General features: G+C 42.7%; 15 protein-coding genes and 2 pseudogenes. 7 read left to right on the top strand and 10 right to left on the bottom strand.

Annotated features, from left to right (window positions below; genetic code table 11):
• Window positions 1-8: 8 nt before the first annotated feature.
• Both HCR01_RS13060 and HCR01_RS13055 read left to right on the top strand, forming a co-directional pair.
• The gene (locus tag HCR01_RS13060; protein ID WP_193196598.1) at window positions 9-956 is read left to right on the top strand and encodes a DUF1822 family protein; all 948 of its coding nucleotides are present in this window, start codon (window positions 9-11) and stop codon (window positions 954-956) included.
• A gap of 91 nt (window positions 957-1047) precedes the next feature.
• Window positions 1048-5646, top strand: coding sequence for a CHAT domain-containing protein (locus tag HCR01_RS13055; RefSeq protein ID WP_193196597.1), 4599 nt, complete (start codon window positions 1048-1050; stop codon window positions 5644-5646).
• Between the two features lie 87 nt (window positions 5647-5733).
• Here the strand turns inward: HCR01_RS13055 and HCR01_RS13050 are convergent, their stop codons facing one another.
• Window positions 5734-6099 carry a hypothetical protein gene (locus tag HCR01_RS13050; RefSeq protein ID WP_226889304.1) on the bottom strand — a complete coding sequence of 122 codons (366 nt, stop codon included), beginning with the start codon at window positions 6097-6099 and terminating at the stop codon, window positions 5734-5736.
• Between the two features lie 47 nt (window positions 6100-6146).
• On the opposite strand from HCR01_RS13050, the pseudogene HCR01_RS13045 reads away from it, so the two are divergent.
• Both HCR01_RS13045 and HCR01_RS13040 read left to right on the top strand, forming a co-directional pair.
• Window positions 6147-6386 (top strand): annotated as a pseudogene (locus HCR01_RS13045) (pyridoxamine 5'-phosphate oxidase family protein); the annotation flags it as partial.
• 191 nt (window positions 6387-6577) lie between these two features.
• On the top strand, window positions 6578-7132 hold the full coding sequence (locus HCR01_RS13040) for a pyridoxamine 5'-phosphate oxidase family protein (protein ID WP_193196596.1): 555 nt from the start codon (window positions 6578-6580) through the stop codon (window positions 7130-7132).
• 1235 nt (window positions 7133-8367) lie between these two features.
• Here the strand turns inward: HCR01_RS13040 and cobJ are convergent.
• Window positions 8368-10107 carry a precorrin-3B C(17)-methyltransferase gene (gene cobJ, locus HCR01_RS13035; RefSeq protein ID WP_193196595.1) on the bottom strand — a complete coding sequence of 580 codons (1740 nt, stop codon included), beginning with the start codon at window positions 10105-10107 and terminating at the stop codon, window positions 8368-8370.
• Window positions 10108-10255: 148 nt separating this feature from the next.
• On the opposite strand from cobJ, the gene HCR01_RS13030 reads away from it, so the two are divergent.
• On the top strand, window positions 10256-10924 hold the full coding sequence (locus HCR01_RS13030) for a hypothetical protein (RefSeq protein ID WP_193196594.1): 669 nt from the start codon (window positions 10256-10258) through the stop codon (window positions 10922-10924).
• Between the two features lie 44 nt (window positions 10925-10968).
• On the opposite strand, the gene HCR01_RS13025 is transcribed toward HCR01_RS13030, so the two are convergent.
• Both HCR01_RS13025 and HCR01_RS13020 read right to left on the bottom strand, forming a co-directional pair.
• Entirely contained in the window at window positions 10969-11973 is a 1005-nt protein-coding gene (locus tag HCR01_RS13025) for an acyltransferase family protein (protein WP_193196593.1), read from the bottom strand.
• Window positions 11974-12173: 200 nt separating this feature from the next.
• Window positions 12174-12887 (bottom strand): HEAT repeat domain-containing protein, encoded by a 714-nt coding sequence (locus tag HCR01_RS13020; RefSeq protein ID WP_193196592.1) that lies wholly within the window; start codon window positions 12885-12887, stop codon window positions 12174-12176.
• A gap of 154 nt (window positions 12888-13041) precedes the next feature.
• Between HCR01_RS13020 and HCR01_RS13015 the strand changes: the two genes are divergently transcribed.
• Window positions 13042-16242: a GAF domain-containing protein gene (locus HCR01_RS13015; protein WP_193196591.1), complete on the top strand. Its 3201-nt coding sequence runs from the start codon at window positions 13042-13044 to the stop codon at window positions 16240-16242.
• A gap of 141 nt (window positions 16243-16383) precedes the next feature.
• Window positions 16384-17208: a class I SAM-dependent methyltransferase gene (locus HCR01_RS13010; protein ID WP_193196590.1), complete on the top strand. Its 825-nt coding sequence runs from the start codon at window positions 16384-16386 to the stop codon at window positions 17206-17208.
• A gap of 25 nt (window positions 17209-17233) precedes the next feature.
• Here HCR01_RS13010 and HCR01_RS13005 read toward each other — a convergent pair whose 3' ends face one another.
• The 6 genes and pseudogenes from HCR01_RS13005 to HCR01_RS12980 all read right to left on the bottom strand — a co-directional run bounded on the left by HCR01_RS13005 (window position 17234) and on the right by HCR01_RS12980 (window position 21500).
• Window positions 17234-18073, bottom strand: a complete 840-nt coding sequence (locus HCR01_RS13005) for a HEAT repeat domain-containing protein (protein WP_193196589.1) — start codon at window positions 18071-18073, stop codon at window positions 17234-17236.
• A 23-nt stretch (window positions 18074-18096) separates the two neighbouring features.
• Window positions 18097-18327: pseudogene (locus HCR01_RS13000) on the bottom strand (phycobilisome linker polypeptide); the annotation flags it as partial.
• Window positions 18328-18395: 68 nt separating this feature from the next.
• Entirely contained in the window at window positions 18396-19268 is an 873-nt protein-coding gene (locus HCR01_RS12995; RefSeq protein ID WP_193196587.1) for a phycobilisome linker polypeptide, read from the bottom strand.
• A 156-nt stretch (window positions 19269-19424) separates the two neighbouring features.
• Window positions 19425-20237, bottom strand: coding sequence for a phycobilisome linker polypeptide (locus HCR01_RS12990; RefSeq protein WP_193196586.1), 813 nt, complete (start codon window positions 20235-20237; stop codon window positions 19425-19427).
• A 165-nt stretch (window positions 20238-20402) separates the two neighbouring features.
• Window positions 20403-20891, bottom strand: a complete 489-nt coding sequence (gene cpcA, locus HCR01_RS12985; RefSeq protein WP_162396186.1) for a phycocyanin subunit alpha — start codon at window positions 20889-20891, stop codon at window positions 20403-20405.
• A gap of 90 nt (window positions 20892-20981) precedes the next feature.
• Window positions 20982-21500, bottom strand: coding sequence for a phycocyanin subunit beta (locus HCR01_RS12980; protein ID WP_193196585.1), 519 nt, complete (start codon window positions 21498-21500; stop codon window positions 20982-20984).
• Between the last annotated feature and the right edge of the window lie 317 nt (window positions 21501-21817).

Genomic DNA, 21817 nt, shown 5'->3' with positions numbered 1-21817 from the left:
AGACGACGATGAGCCAAACTGCCAAACCTTTAATTTTTACAGTACCGTTATCTTTTGAGGCACATTCGCTTGCACAAAAGTTTCGTAGCTGGCATTCTAATCCTCAAAAAGCTAAACAGGTTTATCTTAATACTTTAGCGTTATATGCAGTTGATTTTTATATCCGTTGCTTGGGATTTGAGACAGATTTAGAGCAGAGTGATAGTCACAATCCTGTTTGCTTAAAATTTATGGATGTGGCTGATTTATTGGTTAAACATTTAGGCAAATTAGAATGTCGTCCAGTGCTACCAGATGCACAAGTCTGTAAGATTCCCCCAGAAAGCTGGTCTGACCGAATTGGCTATGTAGCTGTCCAGCTAAGTCCATCGCTGAAACAAGCTACGCTGTTGGGATTTACTCAAACACCATTAGCAGAGATACCTCTTAATCAAATGCGATCGCTTGCTGAGTTTCCAGATTATCTTTATCAAATCCGACAAGCCGCCTTAACTGCTCATACTGCTTCACCTAATAATACAGCAGTGAAGTTGAGTAATTGGTTAGAAGGATTATTTGAGGCTACCTGGAAGGAAATTGCAGCTTTTTTAGAGCCGACAGCAATTCCATCTGTCAGCATAAGACGTACAATAGAACCTTTTGTTAGAAGAGGTAAGCTGATTAATTTAGGGACTCAACTGACGCAGCAATCAGTAGTTCTCGTGCTTACACTTACTCCAGAAGATGAGCAGGCGATCAACATTATGGTAGAGGTATGCCCAACAAATGGTCAAATGTATCTAACAGAGAATCTGCAAATAATGGTTTTAAATGAACAGGGGGTCGCTGTCATGCAAGCGATCGCTAAAGGTACAAATCAGAATATACAATTTCACTTTAGTGGTGAACCGGGAGAACGTTTCAGCATTAAGCTGGCACTAGACAATACTAGCGTCATAGATAATTTTGTCATTTAGAAAAATGGCTGATAAATAAACAATTATTAACTGGAGCCAATCATCCTATGATCAACTATGCAATACCAAAATAAGCGTGTTAGGTACTGCTATGAAGAAAGTAGCTGTCCTGAGACTGGATGGGGATTTAGAGCAGGGAGTGCGGACAATCCTGACGATTGGAGAAGAGGATAATCGCCCTAATACAGAAACCACTGGGAAATTACCCCCAAACCTAGATCTAGCTACAGCGATTGACCAGTGGCAATCAAACTACCGCAGCCTTGGAAACCCTAACCGCATCCAACCGGGCAAAGTCATTTATGATAGCTCGATTCACCAATGGCGCACAGACTGCCAAAAAGCAAGTGATAAACTGCGGCAGCATCTAAACAACTGGCTTTTATCAGAATCCTTTCGTCCGATTCGAGACCAATGGCTCAAACAATTAATGAAAGATGAGGTGCGAGTATTAATTCGCACTGCAAATCAGCTTTTGTTGAAACTTCCCTGGCATTTATGGAATTTAGTTGATCAAAACCCACTTGCGGAAGTTGCTTTAAGTGCGCCAGATGCTAAATCAACAGCAAGAGCGAAAACGCCTACTCTGCGAAATAAAGTCAGAATCTTAGCAATTTTGGGCAATAGTACTGGTATTAATGTTCAACGCGATCGCCAGTTACTAGAAAATTTACCAGATGCAGAAACCATCTTCTTAGTGGAGCCGCAACGCCAAGAAATCAATGACCAGCTATGGGAGCAGACTTGGGATATCCTGTTTTTTGCCGGTCATAGTCGGACAGAGGATAAGAAGGGGCTAATTTACCTTAATCAGACCGATAAAAGCTTAACCATTCCTGAACTTGAGTATGCCTTGCAAAAAGCTGTTAATAAAGGAATGCAACTAGCAATATTCAACTCTTGCGATGGCATGGGATTGGCGTTTGATTTGCAACAGTTGCACATACCCCAAATCATTGTCATGCGAGAGCCAGTACCGGATCAAGTGGCGCAGGCATTTCTCACATATTTTCTCCCGGCATTCGCTGGCGGTCAGTCCTTATACCTGGCAGAAAGGGTAGCACGAGAAAAGCTACAAGGTTTAGAATACCAATTTCCCTGTGCCAGTTGGTTGCCAGTGATTTTTCAAAATCCTGCGACTGTGCCGTATACTTGGTCAGAGTTGGGGCGACGTCATACTGATACATGTCCGTATCGCGGTTTATTTGCTTTTCAAGAGAAAGATGCACAATTCTTTTTTGGACGGGAAGCTTTCACAAATAAACTTTTGGAAGCCGTGCAAAAACAATCCTTGGTTGCGGTTATTGGTTCAAGTGGTAGTGGTAAATCTTCAGTCGTATTTGCTGGTCTTATTCCTCGTCTGCGAAAAATCGGTAACTGGCTGATAGTTCCTTTTCGACCAAGCTCCAGACCTTTTCATGCCCTTGCAAACGCACTCCTAAATCAGCTAGAACCTCAAATGAGTGGCAGAGCACGGCGACAGGAAATCAGAAATTTGGTTACTGATTTACAGCAAGAAGACAATGCCTTACGGGATGTAGTAGAAGATATAGTCAGAAAAAACCCTAGCAGTAAGCTGTTGCTAGTCGTAGACCAGTTTGAAGAACTTTACACCCTGTCTCCCAACCTCCAAGATTGCCAGATTTTCTTAGATAGGCTGTTGTCAGCAATCAAAATTTCATCTAATTTAAGTCTCGTTATCACTCTCAGGGCAGATTTTTTAGGACAAGCTCTTGCTTACCGCCCCTTTGCCGATGCTTTACAGTATCGTGATCTGAAATTGGGCCCAATGAATCATCAAGAACTACAAGCTGCGATCGAACAGCCAGCGGCTTTGTTTGGCGTAACACTAGAGTCTGGACTAACTGAACGCATTATCAGCGCAGTGACTCACCAAGCAGGGAATCTACCCTTATTGGAGTTTACCCTGACTCAGTTATGGGAAAAACAAACAGATATCCTGTTAACTCATACGGCTTACAATCAGATTAATGGTGTAGAAGCTGCTGTGGCTGGTTACGCCGAACAGGTATATGACAAACTCAATCCAGAGGACAAAGAACGCACACGACGGATTTTAATTCAGTTGGTGCATCTTGGTGAAGGAACAGAGGACACGCGGCGTTTGGCGACTCGTGCGGAAGTCGGAGATGAAAACTGGGATTTAGTGACGCGTCTTGCTTCGGAGCGTTTGGTAGTTACAGGGTGCGATGAAGCGACAGGCAAAGAAACTGTCGAGATTGTCCATGAGGCTTTAATTCAGAAATGGGGACGACTACGCCAGTGGATTGAACTAGACCGCGATTTCCATACCTGGCAACAAGACCTCCGGGCAACAATCCAGCAGTGGGATAAAAGTGGTCGAGATGAAGATGCATTGTTACGGGGTAAACCTCTAGCTAATGCTAAAGAATGGTTACAAAAGCGCCCAGATGAATTGACGCTAGAGCAGGAATACATAACAGCTAGTCTGGCACTACGACAGAAGCAGCAGAAAAAGCAAGAACGCTTGAAAAGGCAGAATAAGAGGCTAATTCTGGCTGGCAGTGCGGCAGTGAGTTTGATTGTGACAGGAGCATTGGGATTCGGATGGTGGCAAGCAGAAATTCAGAGGCGACAAGCAATTATCAATGAGATTAATGCCCTCACCGTTTCCTCAGAAAAGCTTTCAATAGCAGGTCAGAAATTTGATGCGTTGATATATGGTTTAAAGGCAGGGAAAAAACTCAAGCAAGCAGTAGAGGCAAACCTGGAATTAAAAAAGCAAGTTGTACAGGCGTTGCAACAAGCTGTTGATAATGTAAAAGAATTCAACCGCTTGCAAGGACACACCAACTGGATTTATGGTGTCAGCTTCAGCCCAGATGGAAAAACTATTGCCACTGCTAGTTTGGATAAAACTGTTAAACTTTGGAACCTAGATGGCAGTTTGCGTAAAACCCTGCAACACGATGATAAAGTTCATGATGTTAGTTTCTGTTCTCAGGGCAAGATGTTTGCAACTGCTAGTTTAAATAAAACTGTTAAACTTTGGAACCTAGATAGCAGTTTACGTAAAACCCTGAAACACGATGATAATGTTCTAAGAGTAAGTTTCAGTCCAGACTGTAAAATCCTTGCTAGCGCCAGTGAAAAGCAGGTATTACTGTGGAACGTAAATAATGGCGATCGCAAAATCTTCAAGAAATACAGTAATACGGTTAATTCTATAAGTTTCAGCCCTAAATATCAGATCATAGCGATCGCTACTGATGACAACAAGGTAAGACTTCTAAATCTCGATGGCAAGGAAATTCAAAATCTCAACGGTCATACTGACAAGGTTTATAACATCAGCTTCAGCCCCAACGGTAAAACCATTGCTACTGCTAGTTGGGATAACACAGTCAAAATCTGGAACTTAAATGGAACTTTGCGGACAACTCTGCGAGGACACACAGATAGGGTCTTTGGCGTGAGTTTTAGCCCTAATGGTAAGACTATTGCTACTGCAAGTTGGGACAGAACGATAAAACTGTGGAACCCAGATGGAACTTTGCGTATAACAATTAATGGGCAAAGCGATCGCATTACTAGCGTCGGTTTCAGTCCAAATGGTAAAATTGTTGCCTCCGGTGGCGCTGACAACACCGTAAAACTTTGGGCAATTGACGGCAATTCGCTGCCAATTCAGGCACACAGTAGTGCAATTCGGAGTGTAAGTTTTAGCCCAAGCGCCAAAATGATTACTACTGCCAGCGAGGATGGAACCGCTAAACTTTGGACACTAGATGGTCAGTTGTTAAGAACCTTTAACCACACCGGCGGGGTTTATGGTACTAGTTTCAGTCCAAACGGCAAGATAATTGCCACTGCTAGTATCGATAACACCGCTAAACTATGGAAACTAGATGGCAAGGAGATTTCAACACTCAAGGGACATCGAGATCAGGTATTTTATGCTAGTTTCAGTCCAGACGGTGAGATGATTGCTACCGCTAGCGCTGATAAAACTGCTAAATTGTGGAGTCGAGATGGCAAGGAAATTAGAACTTTCAGGGGTCATCGCGATCGCGTTGTGGATATCAGTTTTAGCCCAAACGGTAAGATAATTGCCACAGCCAGTGATGACCATACTGCAAAAATTTGGAAACTAGATGGCACTTTATGTGCAACCCTACAGGGACATGAAGATGAAGTCAATGGTATTAGTTTCAGTCCCAACGGTAAGATGATTGCTACTGCTAGTGATGACAAAACCATCAAACTTTGGCAACTGGATAATACTTTATGTCAAACACCAAATAGAATTATCAAACCTGATAAAACCCTTATAAGTCATCAGGAAAGAGTTATTGGTGTCAAATTCAGCAAGGATGGCAAGCAAATTGCCTCTGCTAGTTTTGATAAGACCGTCAAACTTTGGAAAATAGACGGTAGCTTATTGCATACTTTCCAAGGACATGATGATTGGGTTTGGAGCGTAGATTTCCGAGCGGATGGTAAACAACTTGTTTCGGCTGGTAGTGATACAACTGCCAGATTTTGGAATCTTGACAAAACACAAACACAAATCTTGGATTTAGATTCAGATTTAGATATTCAAATGAGAAAAGGTTGCTCTCAGGTAAATGACTACCTCAAAAATAATAGCAAAGTCACCGAGAGCGACAAGCAGCTTTGTGATGAGATTAAAAAGATTAAGTATTGAGCAGTATATAGCAGTCGAAAAAGAGTCAGTAATTATTCCCCTTGTCCTCCTTGTGCCTCACTCCCCTGGGTTCTTAGTGATCAGTCTTCAACTGAACACGATATCAGCCAATCGCCGAACTCCTTCTTTTATTTGCTCCTCGTCGATGTCAGCGTAACCTAAAACAAATTCACTACCAGGGCTATCTTTTAAGTAATAAAGATATGCAGCATTAATACCCACGCCAGCTAGTGCAGCACGCTGGATTATTTCTTCATCACTCAGGGTTGTATTTATTTTTACCATTAGATGCATTCCGGCATTTTCCCCTAGGATTTTGACTTTTTCACCGAAGTGGGAAACTAAGGACTGCGCCAAGGTTTGACGCCGTTGGTCATAGAGCGATCGCATCCGCCTGATATGGCGTTCTAAATGTCTTTTGGTAATAAAATCTGTAAGGGCGTGTTGTTCCAATAAACTAGATTTACACTTTACCGCTCTAGAGCGAGAAAGATAAGAAGCGATCGCCTAGTCGTAGCGAGTTGGCTGGAACTTCAGTGCTATCTTTACCTCTAGTTGAAGCTTCCGCAAAAGTCCGTACTGGTGGGCCTAATGATGATGCCGCTGATTATGATCTGCTAGTATGGGCTGGAGAAATTCCCTTGCAATTAACAGCCACAGCAACAATTGCAGATTCGCGTTTACCCTCTCAAATCGAAGTTCCTACCTACGTTAGCCACTACAAGCGTAGACGCGATTAAGGCGAACAGAACTTCCCTACGGGACGCTACGCGAACGGAGGGTTTAAAACCTTACTTTCAACTCAGCACTCGATACTCAGGACTCAGCACTCAGCACTGTGCTGGTCAGTCGGCATTTAGGCCTTGCTAGATATCTAGTGAAGGCCTAGGCTGAGAAGATGGGAAATTTGCAAATATAAATCAGACAGTCTATGGCTAAATTTTTTGACTGTATTACTGAGGAACTGCAAGAGTTTATTACCGCCCAACACCTTTTTTTTGTTGGCTCTGCACCTCTGAGTCCTACGGGTCACATTAACTTATCTCCCAAAGGATTGGATTGCTTTCGCATCCTCTCGCCTAACCGGGTAGCTTATCTAGATCTTACAGGTAGCGGCAATGAAACCTCAGCACATCTGCAAGAAAATGGGCGGATCACTTTGATGTTTTGCGCTTTTAAGGAACCTCCGTGTATTCTACGACTTTACGGCCAGGGACGCACGATTTTGACAAGTTCCCCTGATTGGAACGCCTTGTACTCTCTCTTTTCGCCGCTACCAGGAACTCGTCAAATAATCGTCGTTGATATCGAGAAAGTGCAAACCTCCTGTGGTTTGGGTGTACCACTTTATGAATATCAAGGTCAACGCCAGACTATAGTAAACTGGGCAATCAAAAAAGGGGAACAGGGAGTTCGTGACTATCAACAACGGAAAAACCTCGTCAGTATTGACGGTTTATCGACTCCGCTAAGTAAATTACCTTAACTTTAACAAAAGTAGACTTGCAAGCAGAAATCAAGATGTTGTTATGTTGAAAGTTAAGCTGTTTTGATATTCTTAGGACAACTGAGGCGCTCCCACTTCAGCCGTTAGGCAGGTGGGAGTAGTTTCCTTCCATAAGAATGGGAATGTCTTTTTGGTTTATATCTCTAATTAAGATATTTGTGCGGATTGCAGCTTTTCCCAGCGTTGCTAATCATTTACTGCCAAAAGTGATGTCTACATCTGGCTACGCCTATGCATATTTTTATTGTTTAAAATAAATTTTACAGAATCAATTGCACATAATTAATTATTTGGACAAAATTACTTTAAACAGGTCTTTATTAAATTCTATTTTCAAAGTTTTTATAAACAACAAAAAATAAATTTTATTTAAAAACTTTGTTTTGAGCAGACATAAATCTCTGCTTTATGTCTTGAGAAATATGATTATTGTTGGGAGTTTTTCAGACAGATAAATTTATATATCTCACGTACAAAGCTCCAAAATTGAATGTATCTTGGAGCTTGAGAAATTTTATTGTTGGTTTAAACTACGTGGATGTTGATTGTTCGTAATAGCAAAATGGCATTTGTATTGCTACTGCTTATTGTATTTAAATCAGAGTGTCTATAAATCAAGCAAGTATTATATATTTACTTATTTGATTTCACGCTCTCTACCACCTTTGCACAAAAACTATATTTTATATAAATAAAGTCCGCTTTCGCGGACTAAAGTAAGGGCTTCTGTCACTTTTATCGGCTACAATCATGTATAGAACATGATGCTTTTATTGTTGATTATTAACTCGGAAAAATCAAGTCTATTCAATTAAATTATTAGACATAATTACTTGAATTATATCTCTTGTCCTAAATATCAAAAGGCTTTTTTCTATTAAAATAGTAATGTTTTTTAATAAATTTGTATAAATTATAAATGATAATAAATGCAACTTAGATTAACATAAACTTATTACTTTATACAATAAATATTTCGGACTAAATTCAGATATTTATGTCTTTCAGACTTGAGAATTTAGCATATTTTTCAATTAAAAAGGTAAATGTGGTCAGGTATAACAGCCCCAGGAGTGTAAATTCATTCCTGGGGTTTTATTTATAGCCATTTTTAAATGAATGAAATACACCTACTCAAAGAAGTTAGGAGATATTTAGATTCTGAATGGCAATTTTTGCGTAATTCTCTGAAGCTGAGTTGCCTACCATGCCTATTAGTCAGTATATCGACGCGGTGTATAAACCCAGAGACTACCATCACTGCGGTTGATTGTTCGGGTTTTTGTTGAACCGATGAGAATAATTGTTCGCATATCGGCTGCTGTTGGTGTTAATTGACTAAGAGCGATCGCCTTGACTGTTTGTCCTTGTCTGCCAAGATTTTTTGCCAGCACTACTGGTGTATCTGGTGTTCTATATTGCAGCAAAATATTTATGGCTTGTGCCAATTGCCAAGTCCGCTCTTTGGAAACAGGATTATAGAAGGCAATTACGAAATCAGCTTGGGCAGCAGCGGCTATTCGTTGTTCAATAATTGACCAAGGTTTTAAGATATCTGAAAGAGAAATAGCACAGAAATCATGTCCAAGGGGAGCGCCAATCGCTGCCGCCGCCGCTTGCATAGCGGAGATACCTGGTGCAACCTGAATGTCGATGCTGTCCCATTCGGGTTTGGCATCGCGATCAAGTACTTCAAAAACTGCTGTTGCCATCGCATAGATACCAGGGTCGCCAGAAGAAACTATCGCTACTGATCGCCCTGCTGCTGCTAAATCAAGCGCCATCCTGGCTCGCGCTTCTTCTTCCCGGTTGTCGGACTCATGTCGTTGCTTGCCATCACCCAAAGAACCAACTAAATCTAGGTAAGTTTTGTAACCTACTAAGTCTGTTGCTGATTTGAGTATTGTTTTTACTTGAGGAGACATCCACTCTGATGCACCTGGGCCCGTGCCAATAATCGCTAACCGCCCGCGTGGCTGACCTATAGTTTTGGGGTCAATTGGTTCGGGGGCAATGGCGATCGCAAGGTGAGGAGAAACAGAGACAGGAAGAAGGGGGGATGTACCTGTGGCGGCGATCGCTGCTGCCTGGGCGGGGCTATAACCTTGTGACAATAAACTTTTTAGTTGATTTGGGGTGAAAAAGCGAGTAGGCACTTCCAAGGCTCTAGCAACGGCATGAATAGCTGGGTCGCTAGCGGCGCTGATGGGTGCAAAGATCCCGGCGACGGATGCGGGTGCAAGTTCAGCATCAACTAGTAACTGCTGCACTAGAGTGATTGCTTCATTTTCACAGCCAATGATGTCGCTAATGGCGATCGCGATAGTTGCCGGGTGAAAGACTAGACAGTTGGCTGTAGGAGTCACCAAGCGTTCTGTGATCTGAATGGTTAAATCTCCGTTAGGGTCAATAGGCAGTTGACTATTGCTCAACCAAGCTGCTCTACCTTCAAAATTCACTTGCGCCCCAGCTAGTAAATCTGAGATAAATTTCTTAGCATGGTCTGGGTTTGCTAAATGGTATCCAGCAGGAGGAGACAATAGTGCTGTGCGAAAACGCAAGTCACCTGTAGTTGTGATTGCTGGTAGAACATCCAGTACCTCGGCAATGTGGCGTGCTAAGTCGTTTACCCCATTGAGTCCACCCAAGAGGGGAACAACAGCACTACCATCCTCAGCTACAGCTAGCACAGGCGGTTCCTGTCGTTTATCCGAGAGCATGGGGGCTAGGGTTCTAATCAGAATGCCAGCAGCACAAATACCAATCAGCGGCGTTCCTTGAGCGAATAACTCCCGTAGCGTTTCGCCAAAATTTGTGAAGCTGACATCAACCCCAGACGTGCGACCCGCCAAACCGTATAGCGTTGCTTCTGGCAAGACGCTGATTATTTTGCGTGCTATTGCTACACTATTTTGACCTAGTACTACAACTGCGGGTGCAACTTTTGTCATCATAAGAATTATTGAACTTAATAGAGATATCTTGCACAACTTCGATATCTTTGAAATGAAACCACAGATGAACACAAGATAATTCAAGCAGAATTTTTGCCAGAGTTTTTAGCGTGCGATCGCCACACCAATAAACCACTAGTGTGATGCCGTGAACTTTACACAAAAACCGATCATTAGTTTACTTTCTAGTTGGCAACACACACTCCAACTCTTTGGCGTTGATCAAGTAGCAGCAAAGAAAGCTTTTACTCATCTGACTGAAGCTTACTCTAACCCCAATCGCCACTACCACACACTAAAACACATTGCCTATGTTCTCAGCACAATTGAGACTTTGCAAGCGTACACTCAAGACTTAGCTGCTATTCAACTCGCTGCTTGGTTTCACGATGTAGTGTATGACACTCAGGCTAAAGATAATGAGGAAAAAAGCGCAAACTATGCTTGTGAATTGCTGAGTAATTTGGGTATTCCGGCAAGTACTATAGCTCATGTCACCCATCTGATTCTAAGCACCAAATACCATCAAGCTGTTGTGGATGACTATGATAGCCAAGTTCTACTTGATGCAGACTTAGCGATTTTGGCTGCTAACCCAGTCTATTATCGAGAATACGTCCAAGCCATTCGCCAAGAATATGCATGGGTGTCAGAAGTAGAGTACATCACAGGCCGGCGGCAGGTTTTAGAGCGATTTTTGCAGCGATCGCAAATCTATTTTACAGATTTTATGTTCGAGGTTGCGGAACAATTTGCCAGAGCAAATCTCAAGGCGGAAATTTACATCCTTGACAACTGGGAATCTCAGAGGAAATAAAGAAAAGTAATTGATTTATTTAATAGCAAAACCAGCGATAACATCTAGGAAACAAACTGCTTTAAATTAGTTAACTTTAACAGAGCAATTGTTCCCACTGTAGAAAATACTACTAATATCCCTACTATGAAAAATAATATATTAAAAGGTATTCCAATATTTATGCTAACTGGATAATTTATAATTAACAAAATAAACAAATACTGCCAGTACTGATGTAATACAAATAAACCAAGCGAATATTTCGCTACTTTTTGGGTGAACCAATTATCTTTTATTTTTAATGTATGAATAAAGCAGAATAAAGTTAACGCTCCACAAACCACAGAAATTCTGCTATAAATTCCTGGAGAATAGTTGTAATGACGTAAACAGATGTCATGCAGAGAAAATAAGATGTATGCAGCTAAGTAGTAAAATTTAAATTTTACTATTTTATTTGTATGGTTAACTAATGCAAAAGCTACGGGGATATAAATCAGAAAATTTCTCAGATAATAGTAAGGTACAGAAAATTTTGTTAAGCTAGTTAACTCAAACAATAGCAAAGAAAATATTACGATTATGTAAGATAATAATTTTTGATGATTGGAATTCAACCTTTGGTAGAAATAAGCTAAAGTAATTAAAATAATCAAATTGAAAAGGAAAAAGAGAACTGAATCGCCTACTAAAGGTAGAACTGGCTCTATCCCTACAATAACTTCCCAAGATAAATCTGGAAATTTAGAACTTATGATAGTAGCAAATATAATTTTTATTACTGACCAAAAGAGAAATACACTAGATAACTTTATCAGGATTTTTTTGATAGAGTTTCTATTATGAAATTTCTGAAAAAATAAATAAAGAGAAACAATATAAAATATGGGAATCGCAATAAGAGTTAATTGCCAATTAAAGATTTCAACCAAGCTGTCAAGAAAATTTACAAGCGTATGGTTATCATTTCTTGCAACAAATCTAACTGGTTGCAAATGCCAAAATAAAACCAAAATAATACTAATAGCTTTTAAAGTATCCAATCCTTGATATCTTTCTATTTTCATCAAGTTTTTACACCATCATCTAATCTTACTTAACTAACTTTACTAAACAAATTGATGCCTAATCTAGAGATTTTATAGTTGATATATGCTGACATGAAAAAGTCACTGGGTCTAATCTCCACTTAACACAATATGCAGCTAATAAAGAAACTACAGACTAATCTTCACATCGACGCAAAAACTAGACCCAGTATTAAATATTAACGCCTACCACCGCCACGATACGGCACTTTAGCACCTTCTAGCTTTTTGTTAGGTATCAATACTTCTTGAGGTTGCTGTTGAATTTGTTGCTGTGCCAGCCTTACACGGGTGCGAACTCCGAGATCTGCGTCTGTATCAATCATTTGCTGAAATCGCTCTGTAATGCGCGATACTTGCTCAGGTATGATTGCTATTAATATTGCTAGTGTTTCTAAACTGGTTACTGCTGCATAGCGCACTACCCACTCTGGGTCTTGAGAGATTAGTAGTAATGCCTCTAGTACCTGCGTCTGAACAGATTGTACTTGTTCAGGTGGTACTTGATGCCAGCGTAAAGTGCCCAATCCTCTGGCAGCTGCCCGCCGTACACTTAAGGAAAAATCGTTTTTTGCTGCCTCTAGCAAAGTATCCAGTGCCCGGAAATCCCCAATACCCGCTAAGGCACGAATTGCCCAGGCTCTAGCCCCATAGTTGTAGTTATCAATTAGTTCCAATAGTGGCTGCACTGCGACTTCACCAATCGCTATCAGTCCATCCACCGCAGCCACCGCAGCCCCCGGATTGTTGTACCCTAAAGCTGCAATCAGAGTAGGAACAGATTCTTCTATACCGGCTGCTGCTAACTGCTTGACTGCATCTAATAAGCTATCTGAAGAATCTGCTGCTTCTACTGCATGGATTAGTTTTTGAGCAAGAGCATGATCATTCATAATAATTTTTCAATAGTCATTAGTTGTCAGCCAATTGTAGCTTATTGGAGTTTTCTAGGTAATCCTAAAGCAGACTCAGTTTTCGTTTCAATCTGTGATTGCAAAAACAAACAAGGGAACACTAAAAGTAGATATTTTATTTTCCCTGCACCTTATGACAATAAATAATAATCATGAAACGTCAAATCTCTTGCAAGAGTGTCACAAACAGCTAGAGCTGGCGGTTCATCACCAAAAAATCTTGGCGAGAATTCTGGCTAAGATTCGCGCATCTGTAAATCTAGAATCGCTGTGTTCGACTTCTTGTCAAGATATTTGTCGGCAATTGAAGATTGAGCGAGTTGCAATCTACCGCTTTAAGCCTGACTGGAGTGGTAGTTTCATCAATCGTTTTGGCTTTGCAGAACCACCCTGGGATACACTGACTGCCTTTGGGCAGGACTTGGTGTGGGAAGATTCGCATTTGCAAGAAACTCAGGGAGGGCGATATCGCAAAAATGAACCGTTTGCCGTAGCTGATATTTACGATGCAGGACACGCTCGCTGTCATATTGAGGTGTTAGAACAATTTCAGATTCGAGCGTATGCGATCGCCCCGATTTTCGTTGGTGCAAAACTGTGGGGCTTGCTGGCAGCTTATCAACACTCCGCTCCCCGGCAATGGTGTCCTCACGAAGTCGAATTTTTAGCGCAAGCCGCAAGCTATCTCGGCGTGGGAATGCAGCAGGCAGAAATATTAGAACAAACCAAACAACGCACAGCAGAACTGCAAGATGCGATCGCGCGGCAACGTGCCTTAACGGAAGTGGTAGGAAATATTCGCTCGTCTTTGAACACCGAAATTATTCTAGACACTGCCTGTCAGGAACTCTGCAAACTCCTGAAGTTAGAGCGAGCAGCAGTTTATCGCTTCAATGAAGACTGGAGCGGCGAATTTGTTAGCCAATTCGGCATGGTAGAGGCGCAATGGAATAGAATCAATCCGTTTGGCAGAAGTCTGGTTTGGGAAGATACCCACCTCCAAGAAACGAAAGGTGGGCGCTACCGCAATAACGAAAGTTTTGCTGTCAACGACATCTACCAAGCCGGACACACGCGCTGTCACCTAGATATTTTGGAGCAATTCAAGATTCGGGCGTATACCTTAGTGCCTATCTTCATTGGGCCAAAACTATGGGGATTGCTGGCAGCCTATCAACACTCTGGGCCGCGCCAATGGGCAAATTACGAAGTTGAGTTCCTCGGACAGGTGGGGGCACAATTGGGAGTAGCGATTCAGCAAGCCGAGAATTTGGCTCAGTCGAAACAACAGGCAACTGCCCTACAAGATGCGATCGCTCGGCAAAGGGCGCTGACTGAAGTGGTCGGGAAAATTCGCTCCTCTTTAAATATTGATTTGATTCTGAAAACCAGTTGCCAGGAAGTGTGTAAATTGCTGCGAGTTGAGCGGGTCGGTGTTTATCGCTTTAATGCAGACTGGAGTGGCGAATTTGTCAGCCATTTCGGCATGGTTGAGGCACAGTGGGACAGCATCAATCCGTTTGGCAAAAATCTAGTTTGGGAGGATACCCACCTGCAAGAAACCAAAGGCGGACGCTACCGCAACAACGAAAATTTTGCTGTAGAAGATATCTACCAAGCCGGACACTCGCGCTGTCACCTAGATGTTTTAGAGCAGTTTAAGATTCGTGCCTATGCGTTGACCCCAATTTTTGTGGGACGGAATCTGTGGGGATTGCTGGCTGCCTATCAACATTCTGCACCGCGCCAGTGGGATAGGGTGGAAGTGGAATTTTTGGGACAAGTTGCCAGCCAACTCGGAGTGGCACTGCAAGGTTCTGAAATGGTGGCCCAAATCCAAACTCGCGCTGATGAACTGCACCAATCGGCTGAACAACGCCGGATTTTATTTGATCTGGTCGTTAAAATTCGGGAATCGTTGGATTTGGAGACAATCTTTAAAACCACGGTACAGGAAGTGCGGCGATCGCTACAAGCAGATCGAGTCGGCATCTTCCGCTTTGACCCTAATGTGGGTTTTTGCAGTGGTGAATTTATTGCTGAAGATGTGCTACCCACGTTCGACTCTGCCCTCGCTGTGAAGGTGCAAGACTATTGCTTTGGCGACCAATACGCACCCCAATATCGTCAAGGGCAAGTGCAAGTGATGTCTGATGTCAACAGCGTTGGCTCCAAAGTGCCTCATCTGGATGTGATTGAGCGATTCCAAGTCAAAGCACAGATTATTGTACCGTTGATGGAAGGTGACGAACTGTGGGGGCTATTGTGCATTCACCAATGCACCCATGCGCGTCATTGGGAAGAGGCTGAATTGGAATTTGTCACCCAAGTAGCCGCTCAACTCAGTGTAGCGCTGCGTCAAGCCAACTTGTTCCAACAATCCAGTTTGTTGGGTCAAACTCGTGAAGAGGCGAATCAGCTCGCACAGGCACTAAATGAGCTACGTAATGCTCAAACGCAAATTATCCACGCTGAAAAAATGGCTAGCTTGGGACAACTGGTAGCAGGAGTTGCCCACGAAATTAATAACCCGATTAATTTCATCCACGGCAACTTGGAACACGCTCACCAATACACCCAACAGTTGCTTCGCTGTGTGGCGCTTTATCAGCATTATCATCCCGATGTCGCACCAGAAATCCAAGAGTTTTTCCAGAAAGCCGAAATAGAGTTTTTATTCGACGATTTACCTAAATTATTCCAGTCCATGCAGGTCGGCACTGAACGCATTAGCGAAATTGTCACCTCTTTGCGGAACTTCTCACGTTTAGATGAAGCCGACTTTAAGACAGCAAATATTCACGAAGGCATCGACAGTACGTTGATGATTTTGCAAAACCGCTTGAAGCCCTCAGCCGATAGCCTCACCATTCATGTAAGCAAAGACTATGATACGTTACCTCTGATAGAATGCTATCCCGGTCAGATGAATCAAGTATTTATGAATTTGCTGTCCAATGCCATTGATGCCCTAGAAGAGAGAAACGCACAAGCTACTCCCGAAATAATTGCTGCAAACCCCAGTGTAATCAGAATTTCTACCTCCCTACTCAATAAAAACTGGATTATCATTCGGATTGCTGACAATGGACTCGGCATAGATAAAAAGGTACTCTCTCGGCTGTTCGATCCATTTTTTACCACCAAGGTTGTCGGTAAAGGCACAGGACTGGGGCTTTCTATCAGCTACCAGATTGTGACAGATAAACACAATGGCAAGATCTACTGTCAATCTGAACTTGGCAAAGGCACAGAATTTGTGGTTGAGCTTCCGATTCATCAGGCGACAACTAGAAAACCAGTAGCTAAAGTTAAGATATCAGACCAGAAATAAGCAAGAAGGCAAAGTGATGATTCTCGCAGGCTCACCTTGAAAATCATCACTATGGCCACGAAGTGTTAATTGTTTACTACTGGAGTTTAGGTTCTATTTAATAGAATAAGGGGACTCTAAGTTATGTCTTAAAAATAGATTATGAAAGATTTAGAACAACAAATGAAAAAATTTTATGGTCAAGACTTGGAACAAAGAAAAAACTGGTATAGCGGAGTAGCAGATGCGTACAATAAAACCAGACCGCGCTATCCTCAAGAGCTAATTTGTCGTGCTGTAGAGTTAGCAAAACTTCCTACAGATGCAATCATTCTTGAATTAGGATGTGGGCCTGGGAATGCAACGATCGCGTTTGCTCAATCTGGTTTCTCAATGGTCTGTCTTGAGCCAAGTGAGGAAGCTTGTAAACTAGCGCAACAGAATTGTAAACAGTATCCATCTGTAGAGATTAAGAATACTTCATTTGAAGAATGGGAGCTAAAAGCTAAAAGATTCCATGCTGTTCTAGCCGCAAATGCTTTTCATTGGATTCCGCCTGAAATTGGTTATCCAAAAGCTGCTACTGCACTGCAAGACAACGGTTCTCTGATTTTACTGTGGAATATGACTCCTCAGCCACCGTATGAAGTTTATCAAGAGTTGCATGAGGTTTATCAAACTCAGGCTCCTTCTCTGGCACGCTATGAAGATCAGGAAACTCAGCAACAGATCGTCAAAGGGTTTGGGCAGAAGGTCATTGACTCAGGTCACTTCAAGGGCTTAATGTCCGAACAATTGGCGTGTAAAGTCACCTATAGTATTGATGATTATCTGACGCTTTTGAGCACTTTCTCAACTTACAGGATGCTAGACCCACATAATAGGGATGCTTTGTTTGAAAGTTTGAGGGAAGTTCTAGATAGAAACTGCACAAACAGTATCCAGACTTCGTATCTCTCAGCTTTTCACGTTGCTCAAAAAATATAGACCATCAGAGTCTTAAATTATGGGACTATAATAGCGAGTCCATCAAATTCATGATTCTAATAGCACCTTCTGATAAGGAGCTTGCTGCTGTCTGATGCACTTGATGTTCTAATAATCCTTTGAGAGCAATTAGCTTCAGGCTGTTTTCTGCCAGAGTTTTGGCGATCGCCTCCGCTGCGGGTAGGTATCCAATCGCTCCTAAGTCTGCCAGTACTGCCCGACGTAATTGCAATTTATCACCATTTAAAGCCTGCACCAGCCGTTCTCCATAAACTGGTTCTTGGCTTAATTGATACATGGCTCTTGCCGCAGCATATTGCACCAGTTCTACTGGATGCTCCAGAAAGGGTTTGACCCAAGGGATGCACTCACTAGCCCTCAAGGTTCCCAAGGCTTCTAGAATCGCATCATAAGGTTGAGATAAATCAGGCTGTGATCTTAGTTGCTCTCCCTGTAAGCCTACTTTTAAGAGCTTGATCAGGGCAGGAATACAAACCGGATCGCCCAGCATTTCCAAAGACTGCGCGGCTGCTTCCCGCACATAAAAATCTGAGCAGTCTAAACACGCAATTAAAGGTGATACTGCTTGGCGATCGCCCAGTTTTCCTAATGCTCTAGCTGCATTCCGGCGCAAAGGATATCCGCCTTCTGGTGTCCTGTCGGCTTCATCCTCTAACGCTCTAATCAATCCTGTAATAGCAGCAGCTTCACATACCCGAAACCTGCCCAACCACCAAGCAGCATAAAATCGCAGACCTAAATCTGCACTTTCCAGATTAGCGATCGCCTGCTCCACTGTCAAAGACTCACCGTCGGCATTACCTCTCGGTGATAAATCTTCAAAATTCTGCGAACTGGAATTCATTCAGAAGGAGCGTTTTGTGTGTTATTTGATTGACTATCAGCATTCAATGGCTGAATGTTGACTATTTTGCCACCCAAACGAACAATCCGTTGCATTTCTTGATTCATCCTGTGCTCAGGCACCGTGATAAATACAGTTGCACTAGAACGAATGGGATAGTCTACTTTGTCCGTTTCTTCGCTTTGGCGCAGACCGACTACTTCATAGCGAAAGTAGCGGCTACCAGTTCTACCACCGATAATTTGTCCAAGCATAAATTAATTCCCAATTCAATATTGTCATTAGTCCTTTGTCTCAAACGAATGACCAATGACTAATGACACTAAAGTGGTTTCACACTAGCGATTTTACCACCTTGCTTGAGTACTCTCTGGTAGTAACCAGATAGTTCTTCATAAGGGATGATTACAGCTTGATTGACACGGCGGATGCTAGGATAACCAGCTCCAAAAACGCCTGCCACTTCAACGCGGTACATTCTGCCTTCTTTACCAAAAGTTCCTGCACCACCGAAAGTGCTGTTAGGGGTAACGCCTTTTCCGGGAGCAACATAGGCAAAGCCTGAGCTACCACTACCAGAGGGAGGAACAACAGAGGAAGCACTATTGCGACCTAGTTCACCAGCCAGGCGGGAGGAATTACCTTTGAGTTGGGAGCGATCGCTACTGGCATAGCCGCGATAAAGTTGAAATATCCGGCTAAATCCTACAGTTTTCTGCCCTTGTTGGGTTTGAAAGCCGCGATAGTAAGGCACAATGTTTTCACCAAAACTAGCCTGATACTCTGGCGAATCAATATAGGAATCAATGTCGGCTTCGTAACCCTTATTTTGGTACAGGTCTAAGTGATAGATCACCTCTGACTCATCATAGGGAGCACGACCCAACAAATGTTTATAATTCAGCTCAATTACGCGAGTTTGGAAACTGTTGTAGAAAAACTTAGATTTGTACAGTTCTGATTTAGCTACTTGACGCACAAACTCTTGCACTGTGGTCTTACCATCGCGCAGGAGAGATTCAGCACTTGTAAGCCGCTCAGATTTCATTAAATAGTCGTTGCCCAACAACTGACGATAGACGGCAGAAATTACTGTCTCTATCTCTTCTTTAGTTGCATTCAATCGCAATTCTGCAGGAGCAATATCACTAAAAGCTTCTGTTCCCAGACGGGACGCGGCTGTTGTAATAGCCATTGGTAATTCTCCTTTTGTAACTTAGTATTTGGTGACTGGTGACTAGGGATTGGGTATCGGGGATTGGGTACTAGAAATTGGGAAAAATCTTCTCCCTGTCCCTTCTCCTATGTCCTTTGATTTCCCAGTTCCCAGTTCCCAGTCCCCAATTCCCATTTATACGGGTGTGATGCTAATCACCTTACTGCCCTTACGATTCAGCTGTTGCAACTTACTAGAAAGTTGCTCGTAGGGTACGACTAATTCTGCTGTACCCCGCCGCACTACTGATGAGTTCGGGGAAGCAGCTTGTAGTACCCGAATCCGGTATGTTTCTCCACGATTACCTGTAGAGACACCCGTCAAGGCTCCTGTAGAGACTGGGTAGATGGGTGAAGCAAGATTTTTAGCCACTTCCCAAGTTAGGCGTCCTTGTTTTTGCCCTGGAGCGCGATCGCTACTGGCATAACCCCTATACAGTTGGAACATTCGGCTATAAACAACGTTTTTTTGTCCTACTTGGCTTTTAAAGCCTCGATAGTAGGGTACAATATTTTCGCCAAAGCTCTCTTGATATTCTGGTGAGTCAATATAAGAGTCAATCTCTGCTTCATACCCCTGTGAGTTATAAATCTCAACGTGGTAAGTAATTTCTGACTCATCGTTGGGTGCGCGACCCAATAAATGCTTATAATTTAGCTCAATGAACCGAATTTGGGAGTTGTTGTGGAAATACTTCTCCCGATAGAGTTCTGATTGAGCGATCGCCCGCACAAAACCACGAACTGAGATCAAACCTTGGTGCAAAAGTGATTCGGCACTGACAAGTCGTTCTCCTTCCAGCAGGTATGCATTACCCAAAACCTGACGGTAAGCTGCCCGGATGATTACTTCCACATCCGCTTCTGTTCTATCAGGACGTAGTTCTGCTAGTACTGAGTTTTCAAAGGGCCCAATCCCTAATCTTGCTGCTTGTGCCAAAGCTGCCATCTTTAAACCTCCCCAGTTTTAACTGCAAAACCGAAAACTTTTTAGAAATTTTTTTCTAGTCTTTTAACAGTCTTTCTTCTGAAAATAAAACTGCCCAGAAAGGCAAACCAACTCCTAGCTAATTGCTAACAGAGCTTGTTTCCCTTTCCGGGCTAAGTACACTCTCTAGCTTAGAGCGTTAATTGCGTAGTCGATGTAAGAATTTGCTTCTACCGCTGGATCACCACTTAGACCGTGGTTAGCCTTGATGTACTTCAGGGCTTCAACGTACCAGCTAGGAGACAGGTCAAAGGTGCGGTTGATTTCAGCCAAGCCTGAAACCAAGAAATCATCCAATGGGCCTGTGCCACCTACAACTAAGGAATAGGTAACTATCCGCAGGTAATAGCCGATGTCACGTACGCACTTAGCTTTACCAGTGTTGGTAGAAGCGAAGTTAGGGCCTTGCTGTTGGGTGGTGTAGGGGAACTTGTTGTACACCGCTTGAGCTGCACCTTCAGCCAAACGTTGAGCATTAGCGGTCAAGCTTTTTGCTGCTTCCATGCTAGCTGGAGCTTGGCGGAAACGACCAAAAGCAACTTGAAGCTCTGTGCTGGATAGAAAGCGACCTTGAGAATCTGCGGCTGCGACTGCTTCGGTAAGAGGCGTTTTCATGGGTTTGGTATCTCCCTTTTTACAATCTTGTTGAAATTTGTTTTGTCCAACTGACAATTGTCAGTTAATAGCTAATAGCGGTGATTGGGTTTAGCCTACTGCTGATGCTGCGCGGTCAAAGTAACTAGCAACTTCAGACATTAGAGCACTACAATCGCCTCTGGTGATACCGTTAGGATCGCCAGCAATAGCTAGAGCAGCTTCCTTCATTTTTTGCACGCCAACTGCTACAGAAGCGCCAGGAGTTCCTAGAGCCAAGTAGGTTTCGCGCAGACCGTTCAGACAACGATCATCCAATACACTTGCATCACCTGCGAAGATTGCATAGGTAACATAGCGTAGGATGATTTCCATATCCCGCAAGCAAGCTGCCATCCGGCGGTTGGTGTAAGCATTACCACCAGGAGCAATCAACTGGGGTTGTTCAGCAAACAGAGCGCGAGCCGCATTGGCAACAATTGCAGAGGAGTTGCTGGTAATCCGGTTAACGGTATCCGCACGCTTGTTGCCGTCACGAACAATAGCGGTCAGAGCATCCAACTGAGCGGCGCTGAGGTATTCACCACGTGCATCAGCTTGAGAAACTACTTTTGCAAATGCATCTAACATTGCTTCAATCTCCTAGTTTGCTTAGTTAACAACTGTTTTGTTCAAAACTGAAGGCTTCAGTTGAGTAAGTTTGATGTCAGACTGTCTGAGCCATTTGGAAAAGACCAACAACAGACATCCCAAGGTATAAGTTTAAGGTTTCCAGCGTTTCTAATTAAATTTTTTTTTACAAAACTTCAAATTTATATGAGCGACTGGAAAACCTGATTAAGATGTTGTTTTTTCCTTCCAAGTAATCTTTATACAATGCTGCCGTGTCATTGTTTATTACAAATTATTGTGATACTTTTTAATTTCCTTTACAAAACTTAATTTTT

Origin of the sequence: Nostoc sp. MG11, from assembly GCF_014904695.1 — a bacterium.
Taxonomy (GTDB): Bacteria; Cyanobacteriota; Cyanobacteriia; order Cyanobacteriales; family Nostocaceae; genus Komarekiella.
Note: the sequence above shows the minus strand (reverse complement) of the source record. Positions and strands in the feature narration are given on the sequence as shown.